This is a genomic window from Phaeobacter sp. G2 (genome assembly GCA_025163595.1).
Lineage (GTDB): Bacteria > Pseudomonadota > Alphaproteobacteria > Rhodobacterales > Rhodobacteraceae > Pseudophaeobacter.
Genome location: CP104100.1, coordinates 3,200,246 through 3,222,626, shown reverse-complemented (window position 1 = coordinate 3,222,626; position 22,381 = coordinate 3,200,246). Strand labels below are relative to the sequence as shown.

At 57.8% G+C, this 22,381-nt stretch carries 18 protein-coding genes and 1 tRNA gene; 7 read left to right on the top strand and 12 right to left on the bottom strand.

From position 1 onward, the window contains the following. Nucleotides 1-426 precede the first annotated feature (426 nt). A tRNA-Gly gene (locus N1037_15355) sits at nt 427-500 on the top strand. A 153-nt stretch (nt 501-653) separates the two neighbouring features. On the opposite strand, the gene N1037_15350 is transcribed toward N1037_15355, so the two are convergent. Beyond that, nucleotides 654-1,556: a LysR family transcriptional regulator gene (locus N1037_15350; GenBank protein ID UWS78637.1), complete on the bottom strand. Its 903-nt coding sequence runs from the start codon at nt 1,554-1,556 to the stop codon at nt 654-656. A 107-nt stretch (nt 1,557-1,663) separates the two neighbouring features. Between N1037_15350 and N1037_15345 the strand changes: the two genes are divergently transcribed. From N1037_15345 to N1037_15325, 5 genes are all read left to right on the top strand, one after another. Continuing rightward, on the top strand, nt 1,664-2,854 hold the full coding sequence (locus N1037_15345) for a cytochrome P450 (protein ID UWS78636.1): 1,191 nt from the start codon (nt 1,664-1,666) through the stop codon (nt 2,852-2,854). 35 nt (nt 2,855-2,889) lie between these two features. Then, a complete protein-coding gene (locus N1037_15340) occupies nt 2,890-3,927 on the top strand; it encodes a TRAP transporter substrate-binding protein (protein ID UWS78635.1) in 1,038 nt (345 codons plus the stop codon). Between the two features lie 303 nt (nt 3,928-4,230). After that, nucleotides 4,231-6,030 carry an ABC transporter transmembrane domain-containing protein gene (locus N1037_15335; GenBank protein UWS78634.1) on the top strand — a complete coding sequence of 600 codons (1,800 nt, stop codon included), beginning with the start codon at nt 4,231-4,233 and terminating at the stop codon, nt 6,028-6,030. 169 nt (nt 6,031-6,199) lie between these two features. Further along, entirely contained in the window at nt 6,200-8,110 is a 1,911-nt protein-coding gene (locus tag N1037_15330) for an acyl-CoA synthetase (GenBank protein ID UWS78633.1), read from the top strand. 154 nt (nt 8,111-8,264) lie between these two features. Beyond that, nucleotides 8,265-9,197, top strand: coding sequence for an alpha/beta hydrolase (locus tag N1037_15325; protein UWS78632.1), 933 nt, complete (start codon nt 8,265-8,267; stop codon nt 9,195-9,197). A gap of 28 nt (nt 9,198-9,225) precedes the next feature. Here the strand turns inward: N1037_15325 and N1037_15320 are convergent, their stop codons facing one another. The 10 genes from N1037_15320 to N1037_15275 form a co-directional block, all read right to left on the bottom strand. Beyond that, nucleotides 9,226-9,819, bottom strand: coding sequence for a DUF4453 domain-containing protein (locus tag N1037_15320; GenBank protein UWS78631.1), 594 nt, complete (start codon nt 9,817-9,819; stop codon nt 9,226-9,228). Nucleotides 9,820-9,884: 65 nt separating this feature from the next. Then, nucleotides 9,885-10,721 (bottom strand): alkaline phosphatase family protein, encoded by an 837-nt coding sequence (locus N1037_15315; GenBank protein ID UWS78630.1) that lies wholly within the window; start codon nt 10,719-10,721, stop codon nt 9,885-9,887. 146 nt (nt 10,722-10,867) lie between these two features. Continuing rightward, on the bottom strand, nt 10,868-12,097 hold the full coding sequence (locus N1037_15310) for a hypothetical protein (protein UWS78629.1): 1,230 nt from the start codon (nt 12,095-12,097) through the stop codon (nt 10,868-10,870). Between the two features lie 142 nt (nt 12,098-12,239). After that, nucleotides 12,240-13,877, bottom strand: coding sequence for an ABC transporter ATP-binding protein (locus N1037_15305; GenBank protein ID UWS78628.1), 1,638 nt, complete (start codon nt 13,875-13,877; stop codon nt 12,240-12,242). Beyond that, on the bottom strand, nt 13,874-14,731 hold the full coding sequence (locus N1037_15300) for an ABC transporter permease (GenBank protein UWS78627.1): 858 nt from the start codon (nt 14,729-14,731) through the stop codon (nt 13,874-13,876). Before N1037_15300 ends, N1037_15305 begins: the two co-directional genes overlap by 4 nt. Continuing rightward, complete coding sequence (locus tag N1037_15295; GenBank protein UWS78626.1) at nt 14,728-15,684, bottom strand: ABC transporter permease; 957 nt, start codon at nt 15,682-15,684, stop codon at nt 14,728-14,730. Before N1037_15295 ends, N1037_15300 begins: the two co-directional genes overlap by 4 nt. A gap of 1 nt (nt 15,685) precedes the next feature. Continuing rightward, on the bottom strand, nt 15,686-17,269 hold the full coding sequence (locus N1037_15290; GenBank protein ID UWS78625.1) for an ABC transporter substrate-binding protein: 1,584 nt from the start codon (nt 17,267-17,269) through the stop codon (nt 15,686-15,688). Between the two features lie 511 nt (nt 17,270-17,780). Then, nucleotides 17,781-18,227: a D-aminoacyl-tRNA deacylase gene (dtd, locus tag N1037_15285; protein UWS78624.1), complete on the bottom strand. Its 447-nt coding sequence runs from the start codon at nt 18,225-18,227 to the stop codon at nt 17,781-17,783. A gap of 94 nt (nt 18,228-18,321) precedes the next feature. Continuing rightward, entirely contained in the window at nt 18,322-18,996 is a 675-nt protein-coding gene (locus tag N1037_15280; protein UWS78623.1) for a nitroreductase, read from the bottom strand. A gap of 393 nt (nt 18,997-19,389) precedes the next feature. Further along, nucleotides 19,390-20,508, bottom strand: coding sequence for a TFIIB-type zinc finger domain-containing protein (locus N1037_15275; protein ID UWS81372.1), 1,119 nt, complete (start codon nt 20,506-20,508; stop codon nt 19,390-19,392). 276 nt (nt 20,509-20,784) lie between these two features. Between N1037_15275 and N1037_15270 the strand changes: the two genes are divergently transcribed. Further along, nucleotides 20,785-21,066, top strand: a complete 282-nt coding sequence (locus N1037_15270) for a CZB domain-containing protein (GenBank protein ID UWS78622.1) — start codon at nt 20,785-20,787, stop codon at nt 21,064-21,066. 81 nt (nt 21,067-21,147) lie between these two features. Here the strand turns inward: N1037_15270 and N1037_15265 are convergent, their stop codons facing one another. Continuing rightward, complete coding sequence (locus N1037_15265) at nt 21,148-22,335, bottom strand: SPFH domain-containing protein (GenBank protein ID UWS78621.1); 1,188 nt, start codon at nt 22,333-22,335, stop codon at nt 21,148-21,150. Nucleotides 22,336-22,381: the final 46 nt, after the last annotated feature.

The following is a 22,381-nucleotide window of genomic DNA, read 5'->3' as shown; positions in this document are numbered from 1 at the left end:
GTCCAGTACAAGGGAACTCATACCTTCACCTTCTTTGCGCAACAATGCCCGGTGTCCCGGGTGGTCGTGCCGCCTGAATATCCGCGATGAATAGGCTGCATCCAAACCACTTGCATGTGACTGCTCACCAATGCCAGCGTTCATGCTCTAGGGGGGCCTAGGGACTGGCATGTACCACCCGGCAGGCGATGCTGCCGAAAGCAAAAAGGCGACGGGCTTTGAAAGCCAGGTTGCAGGCACACCTGGCACGACATGGGGAAGTAATGCGCCGCCGCATGGGCTGATGTGAGGTCAAAGAGGCCCTGCACCGCTTGCGTATGTAAGTCCGGGCTGGGCGGAAGCGCCAATTTCCGCAATCTGCAGGAGAATTGTTAAGTTCATTACTTGACGCCCGAAAACCAATGAAATACTAGCTGACCACACTGAGCGGGCGTTGTGTAATGGTAAGACCTTAGCCTTCCAAGCTAATGACGCGGGTTCGATTCCCGCCGCCCGCTCCATCAAATCCCCTGCAAAATATATTGTAAAATTTGGCAAGTGGTCATGGATATAGGCTCACAGCGTCCGTGATTTGACAGTGCCCTCCTTGCGCAACCCTGCTGTTTGGCAAAATATCTGTCAGCCCGATCAGGCAGAATGAAGGGGGGCTGCCCCTAGTCTACAATTTGGGATGCAGCCTCGGCGATTTTGGACCGCAACCACATATGCGGCGCCGAAACATGGGTCCGGGCGGTCCAGTAGAGATCGATTGAAAGCTCTGCTGGAAAGGGGCAGGGAACCGATACCACCGCATCGCCGAACATCTGGGCAATCCGTGAGGGAACAGTGGCGATCATATCGGTTTGCACCAGAATGTCGGGCAGATTGGCCGGGCTTGGGACTTCCATCACTGTGTTGGGCACATGCCCGGACGCCTCCATCACCACCAGAAACCGAGACCTGAAACTGCCTCCGTAGTTCACCACCACCTGCGGCGCCTTGACAAAGCGCTCGATGGTCAGTGGGGTTTGAGCAAGAGGGTTAGATGGATCCATGACGCAGGTGTATTCTTCGCGTAAAAGCGATCTTCGGTAGTATCCGCTGTCCTCGATCCTGATCGGGCCAATCAGAAGATCACTTTCCGAGCGCAACAGCTGCTGTTTGCCCTGGGCGGAGGAGGAAATCACCTTGAGTTTGATGCCTGGCGCTTCACGCCGCAGAATGCGGGTCACGTGGGGCAGGATCGTAACTCTCTCGTAAAAGTTACAGCTGAGCCCGATTTCAACAGAGGCCTCAGCCGGGTCAAACTGTCGTTGCGCGGTCAAGGTTTCAAACCGATCAATCAGCTCGCCGGCCTGGGCCACGATCTCGTTGCAGCGGTCTGTTGGCACCATACCGGCGCCTTGGCGCACAAACAGTGGATCGCTGAACACCTCACGCAGGCGGGACATGGTGTAGCTGATTGTCGATTGCGTAACGCCAAGTGTTTCGGCGGCCCGTGAAAAGCTCCCGTGGGCAAAAACCAGGCGGAGCGTACGCAGAGCTGCGAAATCCAAAGCAAAGGGATCTTGGGTCATCGGGACATCCTATCGAATTTTTCGAACTAGAGTATCAAATCCATCGGATTGCCCAATACTTAATCGCTGGATAACGTCGCAGAACTGTCGTTTTGTGAGGACCAACCATGACCGTAACTGCTTTGCCGTCGATCCCTGTGCAGGATCAGATCACCATCGCGCAGCTGACGGAAAATCCCTATGCGATCTACAAACGGTTGCGCGCCGAAGCACCGGTCGCGCGTATTCCCAGCATTCAACGGATCTTGCTGACCAAAGCGGCCGACACCAAACATGTCAAAGAAAACTGGGAGCTGTTCAGCTCGGATGATCCGCGCACCCCGATGACCCGGGCTTTTCAGGCTCAGACCCTGATGCGCAAGGATGGCGAGGCCCACAAACGTGAACGCAATGCCATGGCGCCGGCTTTTGCCCCCCGCAACATCACCGGATGCTGGCAAGAGCTCTATACCAAAGTGGCGCAGGACTATGTCGGAGGCTTGCAGCGTGGCGACACCGTTGATCTCTTTACTGCCCTGGCTGCGCCCTATGCGGCGCGCTGTCTGACGCATCTCCTGGGCATTCCAGAAGCCACAGACCCAGAGATGATCCGTTGGTCGCAGGCGTTGATTGACGGGGCTGGAAATTTTGGCAATGCGCCTGAGCTTTATGAACGCTCCGACCAGGCCAATGCAGAAATGAACGCGCTGTTTGATACCTGCGTCGGTCGGGTCAAAACCGCGCCGGACCAATCTGCCCTGTCAGCCATGGTGAACGCTGAAGATCCGATTGAGAAAAGCCAAATCTATTCCAATATCAAAATCGCGATTGGCGGTGGCATCAACGAGCCAAGGGACGCGCTGCTGACCATCCTCTATGGGTTGCTGACAAACCCAGATCAGCTGGAAGCCTGCAAAGCCGAGGGGCTTTGGAATGCCGCATTTGAGGAAGGTGTGCGTTGGGTTGCTCCGATTCAGGCCAGTTCGCGGCTGGTGATGGAAGACACCGAAATCCGCGGCCATGCCATCGCCAAGGGAGAGGTGGTGATGACAGCGCAGGCTTCGGCCTGTCACGATGAAGACCTGTATGACAGGCCTGATGAGTTCAATCTCTTTCGGCCCAAAACATCTCATCAGGCCTTTGGGAACGGTCCTCATTTCTGCCAAGGGACCCATATCGCCCGGCGGATGTTGGCACAGATCATTCTGCCAATGCTGTTCGACCGGTTCCCCAACATGCGGTTGCCGGAACCCGATGCGGTCAAGTTTTGGGGATTTGGCTTTCGCGGACCGCTCAGTCTACCGGTCACACTAAACTGACAAGAACACGACATGAAAAACGAGGGAGCTACTTCATGAAACGTCGAAATATTCTTAAATCTGCAGCAGCAGTAGCACTGGCCATTGGTCTGATGCCCAGCACCACGCTGGCACAGGAGGTGACACTGCGCCTGCACCAGTTTCTGCCAGCGCCAGCAACCGTGCCAAAGCACATTCTCAAACCCTGGGGCGCCGCCGTGGAGGAGCGCAGTGGCGGCCGTATCAAGATCGAACACTTCGATTCCATGGCACTGGGTGGCAAACCCCCTGGCCTAATTGATCAGGCGGTTGATGGCGTGGCGGATATCGTCATGACCGTGGTTGGCTATACTCCGGGCCGGTTCCCTAAAACCGAAGTCTTTGAATTGCCCTTTATGATGACCAATCCGGTCGCCACCTCGCAAGCCTTTCAGCATTTGGTCGAAACTGACCTGCAGGAGGGGGAGTACAAAGACATGAAGGTTCTGGGGGCCTGGGTTCATGGTCCGGGGGTTATTCATACCACCGATGGTGTGACCCGACCTGAAGACATGGAAGGGGTCAAAATGCGGGGGCCTACCCGTGTGATCAATGACTACCTCAAGGAACTGGGGGCCATTCCGGTTGGATTGCCACTGCCCGCCATTCCCGAGGCCCTGTCCAAGGGCGTGGTATCGGGCACTGTGATCCCCTGGGAGGTGACCCCTGCGATCAAGCTCTCCGAACTGGTTGGAAATCACACCGAGTTTGTTGGAGAAGAATCGCTGTATACCGCCACGATTGTCCTCGTGATGAACCGGGCCAAATACGACAGCCTGCCCGAGGATCTGCGCGCAGCAATCGATGCAGAATCTGGACAGGCGCTTTCGCAGATGGCTGCCGAAGTGATGTGGAGCTACGATGCTCGTGGCCGGGAAATTGCCGAAGATGCCGGGAACTCCATCATTCAGCTGTCAGAGGCAGAAGTCGCCCGGTTTAAGGAGAGATCCGTGCCCGTTATCGACCGCTGGGTCAGCGAAATGGAAGGGCGCGGCATTGATGGCCGTGCGCTGATTGAAACGGCCAAAAGCCTGATCAAGCAATACGGCGGCTGAGGCCGCAATAACACCGTGAAGGCGTCTTGCGGTGCCTTCACGATCCACTGGGTGCCACCCTGCGGATCGGCATCTGCGCCCCAAGCAACCTGTGAGTTGTTCGCTCGCCGCGACGATAGATAGTCGTAGGCGAAATTTTATTGCGTCTTTTTGTCCGAAGCAGCCATTCGGCAGCCCATGCCCCCGGTTTGTTCTCAGCAACCGGGCGAGAGTTGCTTGACCTGCTGAGCTGGGAGGGCCATGAACCTGCTTGGACCGCAGGGCACCAGGCCCGAGCAGGGAAAACTGTCAAAGGGACTCGGTATGGCGCGAAATAAGGCAGCTCCGACAACAGAAGAAGACCGCGAGAGTTCTCGCGAAATCGGGGTTCTTGGAGCCTTGTGGCCTTTTATGCGCCCCTATTGGCTGTTGATGTTTGCGGCCACCTGCGCCCTGGTCTTGACGGCGGGTTTGTCTCTGACGCTGCCCCTGGCGGTGCGCCGGGTGGTGGATAATTTTCGGATCTCCGAAAGCGCGCTGCTCAATCAGTATTTTATGGCCGCTTTGGTCATCGCGGCTTTGTTGGCTGTGGGGACCGGGCTGCGCTATGCGCTGGTGACCCGATTGGGTGAGCGCGTGGTGTCGGATATTCGCAAGGCCGTCTTTGACCGTGTTATCGGCATGAGCCCGGCCTTTTTTGAAAAGATCATGACCGGTGAAGTGCTGAGCCGTATCACCACCGATACCACCCTGATCCAATCGGTTCTGGGCTCTTCGGTATCCATTGCCCTGCGCAACCTGTTGATCTTTATTGGTGGCATGGTGCTGATGCTGCTGACCTCGGCCAAACTGACCGGTCTGGTTTTGCTGATTGTCCCAGCGGTCATCGTGCCGATCATGGTTTTGGGGCGTCGTTTGCGGGGCATTAGCCGCGAGAACCAGGACTGGATCGCGGCCTCCTCTGGCAATGCAGGCGAAGCGCTGGGCGCGGTGCAGACGGTGCAGGCCTTCACCCATGAAAACGCCAGCCGTGCGCAGTTTTCCAAAATGACCGAGACCGCGTTTGATGTTTCGATCACGCGGATCAAAACCCGTGCCTATCTGACCGTTATTGTGATTTTCCTGGTTTTCTCGGGTATTGTTGGGGTGCTGTGGATGGGCGCCAATGATGTGCGCGCCGGACTGATGAGCGAAGGCACCCTGATCCAGTTTGTGATCTATGCGGTGTTGGTTGCCGGATCCGTGGCGGCGCTGTCGGAAATCTGGAGCGAGCTGCAACGCGCCGCCGGGGCCACCGAGCGGCTGATTGAACTGCTGAACGCAACGGATACCGTAAAGGATCCCAAGGCAGCCAAGACCCTGTCCCAGCCTGTCCAGGGTGAGATCACCTTTGAGGATGTTAGCTTTGCCTACCCGTCCCGCCCCGGGGTACAGGCCTTGAATGAGGTAAACTTGACGGTGCGCCCAGGTGAAACGGTTGCGTTTGTCGGTCCGTCAGGCGCGGGTAAAACTACCATCATCCAGATGATCCAGCGGTTTTATGATCCCGACAAGGGGGCAATCTTGCTGGATGGTGTCGCGCTGCCGGATTTGCAGCGCGATGATTTCCGCCAGTATCTGGCCATGGTGCCCCAGGATCCGGTGATCTTTGCCGCATCCGCTCGCGAAAATATCCGCTTTGGTCGCCCCGATGCGACGGATGCTGAGGTCGAGGCCGCAGCGGCGGCAGCGGCGGCGCATGAGTTCATCTCAAACCTGCCCGAGGGCTATGACAGCTTTGTTGGCGAGCGCGGTGTGATGCTGTCGGGGGGGCAGAAACAGCGGATCGCCATTGCCCGTGCCATCCTGCGTGATGCGCCGGTTCTGCTGCTGGATGAGGCCACCTCGGCGCTGGATGCCGAAAGCGAGCGTTTGGTGCAGGCCGCAGTGGATGAGCTGAGCCAAAGCCGCACAACTTTGATCGTCGCGCACCGTCTTGCCACGGTTAAAAAGGCCGACCGTATTGTCGTTATGGAAGAAGGCCAGGTGGTCGCCACCGGCACCCATGAGGCGCTGGTCGCCGAAGGTGGGCTTTATGCCCGGTTGGCGCGGTTGCAGTTTACCGACGGGCTGGCCGCAGAATAGGACCCTTTGCAAGCGGCTTGCCTGGGGCAGGCTGCTTGTGTCGCGACGTCAAAACGGCTTGTTGCCTTGACGTGATCCTCGCCATTCTCTTGCACGATCTGGCTTTTGCCCTCAGATTGGGGTTGAAGAGGAGTTTCCCGGCTAAAGCCGGGATCAGGGGAGGATTACAATGGCATTTGCCACGATAGATGACAGCATTGCGATGGAGAACGAGGCGAGCTGGGAGGAGCGGGACAACCCGGTCACTCTGTATCAGTTGTTGTCACGTACAACAGACAAGTTTCCCAATAACAATGCGGTAAGCTATCAGATCTTTTCTGGTCCCACCGATAAGGCGGAAACCCTGAGCTGGAGCCAGCTTAAGGATCAAGTGACGCAAGCGGCCAATTTGTTCCGCGAGCTGGGTATCGGGGAAAAAGACGTGGTGGCCTATGTGCTGCCCAACTGTAACGAGACCCTTGTCACCATGCTGGCGGGGGCCGTTGCGGGGATCGTCAACCCGATCAACCCACTGTTGGAACCCGAACAGATTGCCTCAATCCTGCGCGAAACCAAGGCCAAGGTCGTGGTGACGCTGAAACCTTTCCCCAAGACTGACGTGGCACAGAAAGTGGTCGAGGCGGTGCGTCACGCACCGGGTGTGAATACTGTTCTGGAAGTGGATTTGAACCGCTACCTGACGCCGCCAAAATCCTGGATCGTGCCATTGGTGCGTCCCAAGTTGGAAAACAAAGATAAAGTCGCCCACGCTGATTACAAATCCCTGCGTGGCGAGATGCGCAAACAGCCAACCACACTGACCTTTGCCGACAGCACCACGGACCGTGTTGCCTGCTACTTCCATACTGGCGGCACCACCGGCATGCCCAAGGTCGCTCAGCACAAATACTCTGGTATGATCTACAACGGCTGGATCGGCAGCACGCTGCTATATACTGAGAACGACAACATCATGTGTCCGTTGCCACTGTTCCACGTCTTTGCCTGTCACGTCATTATCATGGCCTCGGTTGCCTCAGGCGCGCATGTGGTGTTCCCGACGCCACAGGGCTATCGTGGCGATGGGGTGTTCGATAATTTCTGGAAACTGATCGAGCGCTGGAAAATCACCTTTATCATCACCGTGCCCACGGCAATTTCGGCCAAGATGCAGCGCCCGGTGGATGCGGATATCTCGACGGTAAAAACCGCCTTTTCCGGCTCTGCACCGCTGCCGGTTGAGCTGTACCGCCGGTTTCAGGATGCCACCGGCATCAATATCATTGAAGGCTACGGTCTGACCGAGGCCACCTGTCTGGTGTCCTGTAACCCGGTCGATGGCGAGAAAAAGATCGGCTCGATCGGTATTACCTTCCCCTATACGGATGTGAAGATCGTCAAGGGAACTGCCGACGGGTTGGTGGAATGTGGCACCGATGAAGTGGGCGAGATCTGTATCTCCAACCCTGGTGTTTACGCAGGCCATACCTATACCGAGGCGGATAAAAACGTCGATCTCTACTATAAGGATAAATACCTGCGCACGGGGGATCTGGGGCGGTTTGACGAAGACAGCTACCTGTGGATCACTGGGCGCGCCAAGGATCTGATTATCCGTGGCGGTCACAACATTGATCCGGCTGAAATCGAAGAGGCGCTTTTGGGCCACGAGGCCGTTGCCTTTGCCGGTGCCATTGGCCAGCCAGACGCCCATTCGGGCGAACTGCCCTGTGCCTTTGTCGAACTTGTCGAGGGAGCTAAGACCTCAGCAGAGGAGCTGCTGGAGTATTGCAAGGTCCACGTGCATGAGCGCGCCGCCATTCCAAAACACCTGACGGTTATGGACGAGCTGCCCAAAACGGCGGTGGGCAAGATCTTCAAACCGGATCTGCGCAAACACGCCATAACCCGCGTCTATAACGAGGCCCTGCTGAAGGCGTCCTGTCCGGCGCGGGTCGTCGCTGTGATTGACGATAAAAAGCGCGGTCTGGTGGCGCAGCTGGAGGCCAATGGCGCCAGTGACGGTGACGTCTCCGCTGTGCTGGGCGGCTTTACCCGCCCTTGGGAACACATGGCCGCAGAGGCCGCTTTGGCCAGCTGAGTGAGAAACGCGTAACGACCACCGCATTCGGTCGGGACGGATTTGTTAAGGGCGCGCCAGCAGGGCGTGCCCTTTTTTTGCGCTTTGACCATTCCCTTGCCCCGGTGCTCTGGCCTAGGCTGTTGCCCAGAACCACGATACTGAAGGGCCAGGCATGGACTATGAGAGACTAATCGACGAAGAAACCTGGGCCTTCATCCGCAAGACCGGGGAGTGTTATCCCGAGGACGCTGTTGCGCTTAGCATTGAAGAGCAGCGCGGGGTTTACAATGATATGGCGCGGGAATTTCTGGCACCGCGCCCCGATCTGGTGACCAGCGAAGACCGCAGGGTGTCTGATGTGCCGGTGCGAATTTATACGGCGGGTGATCCCAGTCGCACGGTGCTGTTTTGTCATGGTGGCGGCTTTGTTGTGGGTGATCTCAACAGTCACGATGATGTCTGCGCCGAAATCTGCGCGCAAACCGGCTACCGCGTGGTTGCGGTCGACTATCGCCTGGCGCCAGAGCACCAGCACCCGGCCATGTTCGAAGACACCTGGACGGCGCTCAGATGGGTGGTTGCAACCTATGGCAAAGGCGTTGTCCTGATGGGCGATAGCGCCGGGGCCAATCTCTGTGCGGCGCTGGCCCATGCCGCACGGGCGGATACCGAACTGTCGTCGGCAGTTATGGGGCAGGTTTTGATCTACGGCGCCTTTGGAGGCGACATCAATGCCGGCTCCTATCTGGAGCACGCGCAGGCCCCCATGCTGACCCGTGACGAGATCCTCTTTTATATGGATGTGCGCCGCCCCAAAGGCGATCTGGGGCCGGATCCTACTTTCGCGCCGTTACAGGACAAGGATTTTACCGGTTTGCCGCCGACGGTTCTGGTCTCGGCGGATTGTGATCCGGTGCGCGATGATAGCCGGGACTACCGGGACCGGATCCAGGCAGCCGGGGGCAAGGCCTATTGGATCAACGAGCCGGGGCTGGTGCACGGGTTTCTGCGCGCCCGCCACTCGGTTGGGCGCGCGCGCGACAGTTTTGAGCGCATCTCAGCCGCGGTAGAGGCGCTGGGGCAGGGCATCTGGCCCTACGATTGATAGGTGCCAGTGACCGCGTGCGCTACGTCTAGCCAGCGATGTCTCGGCAGCTCTTGGGGGAGACCGCCAGATCGGTCCAGCCTGCCGATTTCAGCGACCAGTTGCTGTCATAGACCTGTACGTAGTCCCAGCCGTCCTCGGGAAGGTAGTTGTAGCCAATGGTGTCGCCCGGGCTGATTTTCCCGATGATCGGTGCATCTTGGCTATGACCGATGCGCAGACCGACCTGGGGACCCAGCCAGCCGATGCAGGCGCTTCCGGACAGGTCTCGCAAGGGCAGATGCCACAGGCCTTTGCGCAGCCCTAGATCGCCCAGGGAAAGATGCCGTTTTGCTGTATTGACGCTGCATTGCTCTTGCTGCTCCAGGCGCTGCAGTTCGGTGACTCTTTTCTCGTCATCGCTGCTGAGTGATACGGACTTTCCCAGGCAGTCGCTGTTGTCAAAAATGGCCTGACCAAGGGGCGAGCCAAAGCAATAGCCAGCCCGATCCATGATGGCATTGCGCGTGAACCAGAGATCTTCACAATAATCATTGGCGGTGGCTGAGGATGCGCTGAGCAGCACCGCGCCAAGAGCTGAAAGAAGAGAAGAATAAAGGTGGTTCATGGAAACGCCTTTCATGTGCGGCGCGATCCTCTCTCCAAATGTGGCGCTGGCCAAAGGAGAGAGGGGCGCTGGATTTTGGCCTATTTCAAAAACGGCTTTGCCGTCATGGTATCGGCAATCGGGGCACCAAGCCTGTCCAGGATTGTTGGTGCCAACTGGCGCTGGTCAATCACATCGTCCTTGTCAGGGCCCTCGGCCGTGCCAAAGTAGTAGAGCGCGGTTTCTTGCTGGAGCGCACTGCGTCCGCCGTGATGACCACGTTCATCCTGGCCATGGTCTGCGGTGACAATCACCTCATAGCCCAGTTGCCGCCATTTGGTGACAAAGGGGGCCAGCATCTCATCCATCACGAAACAGGCATGGTCCATCTGTTGGCAATCATGGAAGAACCGATGCCCCATACTGTCCAGGGTGCAGGTGTGCAGCATGCCGTAATTCAGGCCAAAGCGCAGGCAGAGATTGGTCAGCGTGCCAAACAGATCCACATCTGAGGGTGTCATCTGGTTGTCGTGACCATAGCCGGTCATGGTGTGAAAGCGGCCATGGTTGATGGTGGCATTGTCGGGCTCGTCGTACTCAATATCACGCACATAGTCAAAGGGATGGCGGTTGAAGAATTGCGACCAGAAGCTATGGGCCACTGCACCGGTGGTGCCGCCGGCCTCGCGCACCTGGGAAAAGACGTCCTTGTGGCTCAGCTTGAAGACATTGCCATTGCCGGTGCAGCCGTGTTCTGCGGGCGCGACTCCTGTATGGATGGAGGCATAGCAGCTGGCAGAAATGGAGGGCAGAACCGAGCGCAGCTTCCACACCCTCGCCTCACCGCTATCGACCCAGCCTTCCAGGTTGCCAAACAGACGGCGGAAGTTGCGATAGGGGACCCCATCCAGAATGATGAGAAGCAATTTGTTGTTCATAATCCGAATCCTTTTGTTCCGCCGGGCGTCCTAGACACATCATTGCGAGGAGAACTTGAATTACCATTCAAAAAAAGGATGGCGAGGCCGCCACCCGTCATTTTTCTGCTTTTCGTCAGGTCAATTGCCAGGGTCAATTGCCCGGATCACTCAGCTGGCACCGCAGTTGCTGCAGTTGCCACCCCTTTGAAATGCTGCCGGTTGAGGCGCAGCACCAGCGCAATCATCGCCCATTGGAAAGCCAGGGCCAAGGCGGTGAGAGCCCAGTAGGAAAGGCTGAACTTGTCGACAATCTGGGTGCCAACCAGACCCTTGTTGATAAAGAAATGCAACATAACCGACAGGGCCACACCGGGGCAGACCAGCGCATAAGAGCCAGCAGACAGCTTGTCGCCAAAGACAAAGTCAGAGAAATATTTCTGACGGGACATCACCAAAAGGCCAAGCAGCGAAAAGACAATCTGGATGGTCAGGATGCGCGCCAGCAGGACCAAGGTTTCAGCCGGGGCGCCATGTACGTCAAAGCTGGCATGCAGCCCGTGGTTCTGGCGCAGCATCATGATGCCCAGCACAGTCAGCAGCGGCACGATCACCATTAATGTGGGGCCAGCCTCGCGCGCGGTGCCATGCATCAGCATGGAGGAGAAGGCAGTGACAGAGGCATAGGCCGCATAGAGCATTGCAGTGACCCCAAAGAAGGTCGAGAGCACCAGGGAGACGCCAACCACAAGGCTGTTGCCGCTCATCGCTGCGGGGGCCGACAGTCCCACGGCCACCATCGACAGGGCAAAGGCGGGCAGCAGCTGGGCAAAGGAGTTATGGGCCGTCATGTCAAAGGCGCCACCTTCGGCCAGAACCCGGCCCAGAAAATGCCCGATCAGGCGGAAGGCCCAGATGCCCACAGCCAGAAAGGCCACCATGGCTGCGGGGAACAGATATTCAGCCACGCTCCAGAGCTGCGGCACAAAGACCAGGCCAACAATAAAGCCCCCATTGATGGTCATCGCTGTGGCCAATGGACCTGCCAGAAGGGTCGTTTCGCCATTGGTTTTGCACAGGTCGCTATAGGCATCGGTCTTTTTAAACCGCGACAGCGCTGCAAAGTTCCACAGCAACATCTTCACGTTCAAAAAGGCAAAGACAGCAATCCCCAGCATTGCCACCACTACGGCGCCTTTCAAAGGCAGGCTATCCTTGGCAAACACCGTCATGAGGTCTTCAAAGACGGGAACGGGGCGACCGGGATGGGGCACCCAGAACATCAGGTACATAAAGAAGGTGACAGTCAGACCACCAGCGCCGAGGGAGGCGAGAAAGTAGAGCGGAGAATAGCTTTGACCTGCGGCGGCGCCAGCAGGGGAGCGAGATTTGGTCATCGACCTATTCCTAACATGATAATAATATTCCAATTTTGGAATATATAAACATGCTTAAAATGGAATGTATAGATCCAAAACGACGCAGGCCCGCGCAAATTGCACGGGCCTGAAGGGTTTTAGCGTAAAAAGGTCAGCCGGATCAGTTGCCGGCACTTTCCATTTTACGGTTGGCAATGACCTCTTCCAGCCAGCCCAGACGCATCTCGGGCACAGAACTGAGCAGAAGATCGGTATAGTCATCAAACGGCGGGCTAAGCACCTGGTTCTTGCCGCCATAGCGCTGCACCTTGCCCTGATACATCACCGCGATGGAATCAGAGATGGCGCGGACAGTCGCCAGATCGTGGGTGATGAAGAGGAAGGCAACATCTTCGACCTTTTGCAGCTCCAGCAGCAGCTTGAGAATGCCATCGGCCACCAGGGGATCCAGCGCCGAGGTGACCTCGTCGCAGATGATCATCTTGGGCTTGGCCGCCAGGGCACGGGCGATGCAGACACGTTGCTTTTGCCCGCCCGACAGTTCGGCCGGGTAGCGATCGATGAAGTCTTCGCCCAGTTCGATCTCATCCAGCAGTTCGATGATCCGCTTGCGCTTCTCGCCACCCTTCATGTCGAAATAGAACTCCAGCGGGCGGCCGATGATGGTGCCCACGGTCTGACGCGGGTTCATCGCCACATCCGCCATCTGGTAGATCATCTGCAATTCGCGCAGATCCTCGCGGGAGCGTCCCGCCAGATCGGGCGATAGCACACGACCAGCGAATTCGATCTCCCCCTCGCGCGGAGGCAAAAGACCGGTGATGACACGGGCGAGCGTTGATTTGCCTGAGCCGGATTCCCCCACCACAGCCAGAGTCTGGCCCGGGTAGAGATCCACATTCACACTATGCAGAACGTCAAACTGAGTGCCTTTGTAGCGGGCGGTGATATTGCGCACGCTCAGGACCGGATCGCCACTGGGAGATTTTTCTTCGTGGTCGATCGAGCGGACAGAAACCAGTGCTTGTGTATACTCTTCCTGTGGGTTGTTGATGATCTGATCAACAGGCCCGTATTCCACCATATTGCCGTGGCGCAGCACCATGATGTCATCGCTGACCTGGGCCACAACGGCCAGATCATGGGTGATATACAAGGCCGCAACACCCGTATCGCGAATGGCTTCCTTGATTGCCATCAGCACATCAATCTGGGTGGTCACATCCAGCGCCGTTGTCGGCTCATCAAACACCACCAGATCCGGCTCCGGGCATAGCGCCAGCGCTGTCATGCAGCGCTGCAGCTGGCCACCGGACACCTGATGGGGAAAACGATCGCCAATATTGTCTGGATCGGGCAGGCCAAGTTTCTCAAACAACACCCGAGCGCGCTCTTCCGCTTCTTTGCGGCTGAATTTGTTCTGCTCGACGGCAGCCTCTACCACCTGATCAATGATCTTTTTGGCGGGGTTAAATGAGGCCGCTGCGGATTGTGAGACATATGTCACCTCACCGCCGCGAAGCTTGCGGATATCGCCCAGGCTGGATTGCATGATGTCACGGCCATTGACCCAGACTTCACCCCCGGTGATTTTTACACCACCACGACCATAGGCCATGGAGGCAAGGCCGATAGTGGATTTACCAGCACCGGACTCGCCGATGAGTCCCAGCACCTTGCCCTTTTGGACGTCAAAATCCACCCCATGCACGATTTCGATGTCATGGGGTTTTTCACCCGGAGGATAGGCCGTTGCGCCGATCTTCAGGCCGCGTACTTTTAGCAGGGGTTCGCTCATCCGCGGCCTCCTTTCAAAGAAGTAGTTCGGTTCAGCACCCAGTCAGCCACCAGGTTGACCGAGATGGCCAGTGTGGCAATGGCAAAGGCAGGCATCAGGGCCGCCGGAATGCCGTAGACGATACCGTCTTTGTTTTCTTTCACGATACCGCCCCAGTCCGCTTCGGGCGGCTGAATGCCAAGCCCAAGGAAGGAAAGGGTAGAGACAAAGAGAACCATAAAGATGAACCGCAGGCCCATTTCGGCCACCAGAGGGGACAGCGCATTGGGCAGGATTTCACGGAAGATGATCCAGGCGGTTTTCTCGCCACGCAGGCGGGCTGCTTCGACGTAGTCCATGACTTCGATATCCACCGCAACGGCGCGGGCCAGACGGTAGACACGGGTGGAATCCAGCAGCCCCATGACCAGGATCAGTACCGGCACTGTCACCGGCATCACGGACAGAACCACCAGGGCAAAGATCAGCGTTGGGATCGACATCACCAGGTCAACAAAGCGCGACAGCCCCTGATCAATCCAGCCACCGGCTACGGCAGCAAAAAAGCCCAGGGTGGAGCCGAGTGTAAAGGACAGGATCGTCGCCGCAGTGGCGATAAAGATGGTGGTGCGCCCACCATAGATCATGCGGCTCAGCAGGTCGCGGCCGATATTGTCAGTTCCAAGCCAGTAGTTGGCTTCGGTGACACCATCGGGCGCGATGCCCAGCATGATTTCAACGCGGGAGGGTTCCCAGACATCACCGACAACTTCGGCCATGCCGTAGGGGGCGATCAGTGGTGCAAAAATTGCTGCCAGAAAATAGAGGGCCGTGAAGAACAACCCGATCATAGCGGAGATTGGGATATTCTTCATTTTGGATGCCTCAGACGGGGGTTCGACAGGATCGCGACGACATCAGCCACCATGTTGAGACCGATATAGACGGCGGCAAAGATCAGACCACAGGCCTGTACAACCGGCACATCGCGTTTCGAGACATGGTCCACCAGATACTGGCCCATGCCGGGGTAGACAAAGACCACCTCGATCACCACGACGCCGACCACCAGATAGGCAAGGTTCAGCATCACAACATTTACAATAGGCGCAATCGCATTGGGGAAGGCATGGCGAAAGATCACCTGAAAGCCGTTGAGACCTTTCAGTTCAGCCGTCTCGATATAGGCCGATTGCATCACGTTCAGGATCGCGGCGCGGGTCATGCGCATCATATGGGCCAGAACCACCAGGGTAAGCACCGTGACGGGCAGGGCAATGGCGCTGAGCTTATCCCCCAGGGACATGCTGTCGTTGATCATTGCAACCGATGGAAACCAGCGCAGTTTCACTGCAATCAGATACATCAGCACATAGCCGATGAGAAATTCGGGAATAGAGATAGAGGCCAGGGTAACGGCTGAGATCAGCTTGTCGGGCCAGCGGTCTTTGAACCGCACTGCCAGAAGTCCGAGGAAAATCGCCAGCGGCACCGCAATGATCGCAGCCCAGAAGGCCAGGAACAGGGTGTTGGACAGGCGTTTCGCTATGCTTGCAGTAATGTCGGCGCCGCTGGTCAAGGCAGTGCCCAGATCGCCGGTAATCGCACCGCCGAGCCATTGAATATAGCGCTGCAACGGGGGATCGTTCAGCCCCAGCTCTGCGCGCAGGTTCGCTAGCGCTTCGGGAGTGGCCGATTGGCCCAGGATCGACTGCGCGACATCACCCGGCAGGATCATCGTGCCGGCAAAGATCAGGCCAGAAACGAGGAAAAGCAGGACGAGGCCCAGCGCAATGCGCTGGGCCAATAGTTTGATGATAAGTGGCATCTTATGCCTTCACCCACATTTTCATTGGGGCATAAGCGTTCATCAGTGGTTGGCCTTTGGACTTTTCGGCCCAGCCATCCAGACGATCAGAGGTCGCATCCACAAAGTCGTTGAACATTGGGCAGATCAGGCCACCTTCGTCACGCTGGATTTCACCCATGTCCGCGTACATTTGTGTCCGCTTGGCAGTGTCGAGCTCGGCACGGGCTGCCAACAGCAATTGGTCGAACTGTTCGTTGTTGAAACGGGTGTCGTTCCAGTCTGCGGTGGACAGGTAGGCGGTGGTGAACATCTGATCCTGGGTTGGACGGCCACCCCAGTAGCTGGTGCAGAAAGGCTGCTTGTTCCAGACCTCGGACCAGTAGCCATCGTTTGGCTCGCGCTTGACGTTCAAGTCGATACCGGCACTGGCACAGGACTGCTGGAACAGCGCCGCAGCATCAGGAGCGCCGGGGAAGGAGTTGTCCGAGGTACGCAACAGGATTTCGCCATCGTGACCGGACTTCTTCAGGTGATGCATGGCCTTGTCAGGATCAAACTCACGCTGCTCAACCGCGGTGAACATCGGATAGGAGGAGTTGATCGGGCTGTCGTTGCCGATCGAGCCATAGCCGTTGAGAACCTTGTCGACCATTTCCTGACGATTGATGCCGTACTTCAGCGCCATCCGCACATCGTTGTTGTCAAACGGGGCCGTGTTGGTGTGCATGATGAACACATAGTGGCCGGGGCCTGATGTGGAGTGCACTTTGATGTTGGGCGCCCGGTCTACCAGCTTGGCGGTGCGTGGCGGTACCCGGTCGATCATGTCCACCTGGCCGGACTGCAGGGCAGCCACACGGGCGGTGTTGTCGTTGATGACGATCAGTTCGATGGTATCAGCATTGCCAAGGTCATCCCAGTGGTTGGGGTTCTTTTCGGCCACGATGCGGACACCCATGTCGACGTCTTTGATGATGTAAGGGCCGGTGCCAATTGCGGCAGCCGGATCATCCATGCCGCCACCGGGCTGAATCGCCAGGTGATAGTCCGCCATCAGATAGGGAAGGTCAGCGTTTGGCGTCTCCAGTTCAAAAACAACGGTGTCGCCATCAGCAGAGACGTTTTTGATGCCGCGCATAATGCCAAGCGCACCTGATTTGGTGTCTTCGCCAGAGTGACGCTCCATGGTCTTCACGACATCTTCTGCGGTGACGGCTTTGCCGTTGGAGAAGGTGATACCCTTGCGGATTTTGAAGGTCCAGACCTTGGCATCTGCAGAGGCTTCATAGCTTTCGGCCACTTTGCCGTCCAGACCGCCATCGTCGTTCAGCTCAACCAGCGCCTCACCCCACAGGCGGATCATCATCAGGCTGACCATATTGGTGGACAGGGCCGGATCCAGGCTGTCAGTGGTGCTACCCCCCTGCAGACCCATCCGGATGGTACCACCCTTTTGTGGACCTGCGGCGCGGGCCTCGGTGGTCAGCAGCGTGCCGGCTGCAGCGGCGCTAAAGCCCAGTGCGGCGGCTTTTGCCATAAAATCACGGCGGCTCAGTTTGCCGGCTGCGGCATGGCGCGCCAGATAATGAAGGTGATCGTTCATCGATGTCTCCCAGTTTTAGTTCCTGCAGCTTGCAATCACGGTCAGCGATCTCAGCGGCTAATTTCTTGTATGATGCACCAAGATTTGCGCATTTGCCGCGACCTCGCAAGCTTTAATAACGACAGACCTCGTTTGGCGAAACTTCTGCAAAGCCTCGAAATCTGTCTGGTGTCGCCTTCTGAAGGTGTCATGCCGCATTTGTGAGGTAAACCTGCATTCGACCCCTATTTTTCTTAACTGATGAGTTTTTGACTTTTGTGACGCAACGCAGGTGTTTTTGCCCCGTCCAAAGAGCGGAAGGGGCATTTTGTCACCAAAACGAAAAGAATCCATGGCGGGGCTTTGGTCGGTTTTCGACTATTTTGTTGCGGATGCTTCGTGTGCGCCCCGGTGATTTTCCCGCTGCAAAGCGATGCTGAAACCGGGATGGCGCGGGGCGGAGTGTGGGGTGAACAACAGCCGAGACGGGCCGTGACATCAGAGCAGGTCTTGCCTTTTGAGCGCCCGCGGCTCAGCGTTCAGCGCTGTCCATCCAGATAGTCACCGGCCCGTCGTTCAGCAATTTGACCTTCATGTCTGCCCCAAAAGATCCGCGTTGCACGGGCACTGCCTGGGCTGCGAGCTGGTCGGCGAAATAGGTGTAAAGCGCCTCACCCTCGGCCGGGGGAGCTGCAGTTGAGAACCCCGGCCGATTGCCGCGATGGGTCTCTGCCGCGAGGGTAAATTGGCTGATCACCAGAACGGATCCCGCAATATCAAGCACCGATCGGTTCATCTTACCTGCGTCATCCTGAAAGATACGCAGCTTGGCGATTTTCTTGGCCAGATAGTCTGCCTGTGCCTTGTCGTCGCCCTGCATGGCGCAGATCAGGACCAGCAGGCCGGTCTCAATCTTGCCGATGATCTGGTGATCTACCGTGACCGAGGCTTCGGAAACGCGTTGAATGACTGCGCGCATGGGGCTGGGACCTCTTGTTTAGAAGGATCGGGAGCAGATGCCCCTTTGGGGTTAGCTGTTCTGCCCTGGACAAAGCTTTCAGTCTGCCGGGCGATCAGCCGCGCCACTCGGCAAATTCGGGCAGAGCTGCGCGGCTGGTGCGAAAGCTGTTGGCGGGATGATCTGGGTCGCCATAGCCAAAAGAAATGGCACAGAGAATTTGCCGGTTTTGCGGGATGTCCAGCATATCGTGCAGCAGCGGCGCATAGGAGGCCACGGCGGCCTGGGGAATGGTTGCAACCCCAGCAGCCTGGGCGGCCAGGGTAAAGGCGGCGACAAAGCCACCGCAATCCATCGCCCCGTAGCCTCCCAGCTCCACCGGCGTAGACAGAATGGCGCAATGAGGGGCACCAAAGAGTGCAAAATTCTCCATCATTTGCCGTTCAGAGGCGGCGCGATCCCCTTTGGGGACCCCGACAGCCTGATACAGGGCCCAGCCACAGGTGCGGCGGCGGGCCTGGTATTCATTTTCATACGCGCTCGGAAAGGCGAGGTCAGGGCTGTGGTCACTGCTGTGCGCCGCTTCCATCAATGCCTGACGCAGCCGGTCTGTTTCGGTGCCGCTGGTAATGGTCACCTTCCAGGGCTGCGCATTGCACCAGGAGGGCACCTTTTGGGCACAGGTCAGGATGCCTTCGGTCACTTCGCGCGGTACCGGTTCGGGCAAGAAGGCACGACAGCTATGGCGGGCAGTGAACAGCTCCTGAAGGTCTGACAGATCGATGGACATGGCGGCTCCTGGTGGTTTGACGGCACATTGGCCTCTGCCCCGGAGCTGTGCAAGCGGATAGCTCGGCAATTTGACAGTGATACAGGGCCATTCGAGACTGGTTTCGATAGCCTTAGCTGATGGCTCCTTGCCATCACGAGGTGAAAAGCGCCCCCAATCTAAAAACAAAGGCAAAACCAGGTACTTTAGCGCGCACCTGTACGGTGCTTTTGGTCGCTGTTTTCGCCCGCCCGAGGATACGGATGGCCAAGCTGCCAGCGTCAAGATCGGGCGGGGGCGTGCTGTATGTCTCGGTCCCGAACACAGCTTTGGAAGCCACTACTAGGGCACGCAGGATTGAGATCTGCCCGGGCTAGGTCCAGCTGATAGGAGAGCAATTTCGGCGCCAGTCTGTTATTGCTGCGCGCCGAAATAGGCCGCAACCGCCAAGAGCGCGAGACCGAGGCTGACCGCGGCAGCGATTTTCCAGGCGGAATAGGGCCGTTCCCCCTGGACGCGACCGCTTTGGCCATTGACTACAAAGCGATAGGTCTTGCCACGGTATTTATAGGCGGCCAGCCAGACCGGCAGCAGCACATGCTTGAAGGTGATGTCAGACAACTGGGTGTCAATCTGGGCGATGCGCTGGCGGTCGCCGCCAATGTCAAAGCGCACGTCCCGTTCGATAACCCGGTCCATCTGCGCCCGGGCTTCCTGAAACCCCTCTTCCAGATCCACAGCATAGGCCTCAGCACGGAAACCGGCGAGAAACTGCGGCTGATAGGGGGCAAGTGCGGACAGGTCCCAGGGCTCCAACGCGTCAGTGTAGCGCTTGGGCAGGCTCTTGGAGGCCAGCACCAGCACGTCATCAAAGAAACGGCGCACGCGACCCGACACGGGGGTCCAGCGGATTTTGGCAACCCGGCGGCTCTCTGGCTTGCCGTCCACCATGACTGTTTGTGTCACATAATAGGTGGTGCCCCGGGCCCCGGAATAGCGGCTCTGGCTTTCGGCGTCATAGGTCCAGAAGGGCACATAGATCCCCTCCATCGCGCGGCCCTTGCGGGCATAGGCCTGCAAGCCATTGGGGGCAAACCACAACCGTCCTAGCCAGCTGCTCATGGCTTCATGGGCGGCGCGTTCCTCCAACTCAAACGGCACCACGCCTTTGGGTTTGATATGACGGCTTTCGCCGGTATCTGCCACCACGGGTGTGGCACAAAACGGGCATTCAAGCGCATGGGTTTCAGCGGAAAACTCCACCTGGGCCGCACAGTTTGGGCAGCTGGTGACCCGTGTCACCTCCATCTCAACCTCGGGCAGCTGCTGTGCCAGCGCCGCTTTCAAGTCCAGTTCCCGCAGGGGGCTGCCATGATCGGCTGTGTCACGGACAACCTGGGCATGGCCGCAATGGCTACAGACCAGACTCCCGGCCTTTGGATCGAACCGGTAGTCAGCGCCGCATTGCTCACAGGGGAACCGGTTGGTTTCGCGCGCGGCAGTGGCGGGCGTTTGAGACAGGGTCTCCGGCAGGGGGGGAGGTGCGTCGGTCACTGAAGCTCCTAAATCTGGCTAGGATGTTTGAGGCTTTATAGCAGTCGTTCTTCTGGTTGTCCTTATTGGATCTCCCTCTTTTGTCGCCGGAGTCGTGTCGATCTATGGAGCGACACCGAAATGGTCTTTTAGGAGTGTGGCGTCCTAGAGGAGAATGACGATACCACCTGGAGTTATGTTTATGTCAGATAATGCTTTCTGCGAAGAAATCTCAGAGGCCATTCGCGCCCATGGAGCCTTCAAGGACCGGCTGCGATGAAAAACGAGACCAATTTGCCTGTTCAAGATATCTGTCGGGACGAAAAATGCCGATTTGGCAAATGGTTGCACAGCGTTGGATTGAACGAGCGCAACCGCGAACGGGTCAACACCATCAAGGCCCTGCATGGCAAGTTTCACCAGAACGCAGGCAAGATTGCGCAGGAAATTTCGGATGGAAAGCCCGCAGTTGCCCTTGCCGCCTTCGACGGCAAGGCCTTTAACGACACCAGCCAGGAGCTGACGTCCGCTCTTATGAGTTGGAAGGTAAACGGCTGAAATTGGGCTCTTTTTCACCCGGTCCAACGTCACGGGGGGCCTTCTGTGCGACGGCTCCCCGCTGACACATCAACGGCTTCCTTACGGGGCAGGAGCCGGGGGCGGAGGAGGCGGCAGAACAGTGAACAACTGCGCCAGTTCAGCCACATCCCCAGCCCGCATCCAGCCGTCCTGGCCCGGTGTCCAGACATGGGTGTCGCGGCTAAGAGTGCCCTCCTGCGCCATGCGCCCCAGGCGGGCCTTGGAGAATGGGCCAGAGGTGGTGCCATTTTCCGCCGTGTGCCAGACATGTTCCACCGGTGGTGGCGGCGGGGCGACGGGGGCGGCCTGCGGCGGTGCCGCTTGCGCTGCAGCTGCGGTTGCAGCGGGCGCGGGACGGGCGCCCCAGGGACCTGCGGCTTGCCCCGCTGCCTCTGGCTGCATCTGTTGCCCCATCTGCTGAGCCATCGCCATGCCCATTCCCATGCCAAGCCCTGCGCCCATGCCACTGTTGGGAGTCTGCGCCGCAGCGCCCATGGCTTCGGCGGCGGCAAACTGGGTATAGCGCCCCAGATCTCCGACAATGCCCATCTGGGTGCGCTTGTCCATGGCCTGCTCGACCGCCGGGGGCAGCGAGATGTTCTCGATATAGAGTTCCGGAATGGAGAGGCCGTATTCGGCCAGGGTTGGTGCAATTTCAGCCGCGACCAGCTTGCCCAGGTCGGCGGTATTGGCTGCCATATCCAGCACCGGGATGCCTGATCCTGCCACCGCGCGGGAAAACTCCTGTACGATGATATTGCGGATCTGGAACGAAATCTCATCCATGGTGAACTCACCATCGGTGCCCACGATTTCGGTCAGAAAACGGGCCGCATCCACCACCCGGATCGAATAGCTGCCAAAGGCGCGCAGGCGCACCGGGCCAAACTCCGGATCCCGGCAGATGATCGGGTTCTTGGTGCCCCATTTCAGATTGTTGAACCGGGTGGTGTTGACGTAGTAGATCTCGGATTTGAACGGCGACTGAAAGCCATGATCCCAGTGCTGCAGGGTTGTCATCACCGGCATGTTGTTGGTCTCGAGCATATAGAGACCGGGGGTAAAGACATCGGCCAGCTGGCCTTCGTGGACAAACACCGCCGCCTGACCTTCGCGGACGGTCAGTTTGGCGCCGTATTTGATCTCATGCGCCTCACGCTCAAACCGCCAGACCATGGTGTCGCGGCTATCATCGGTCCAATGAATGACATCAATGAATTCGCCTTTGAGAAAGTCAAATATTCCCATGTTTCTGGTCCTTTTCTCTTGTCGTCTAAATCGGAAACTAAACGGG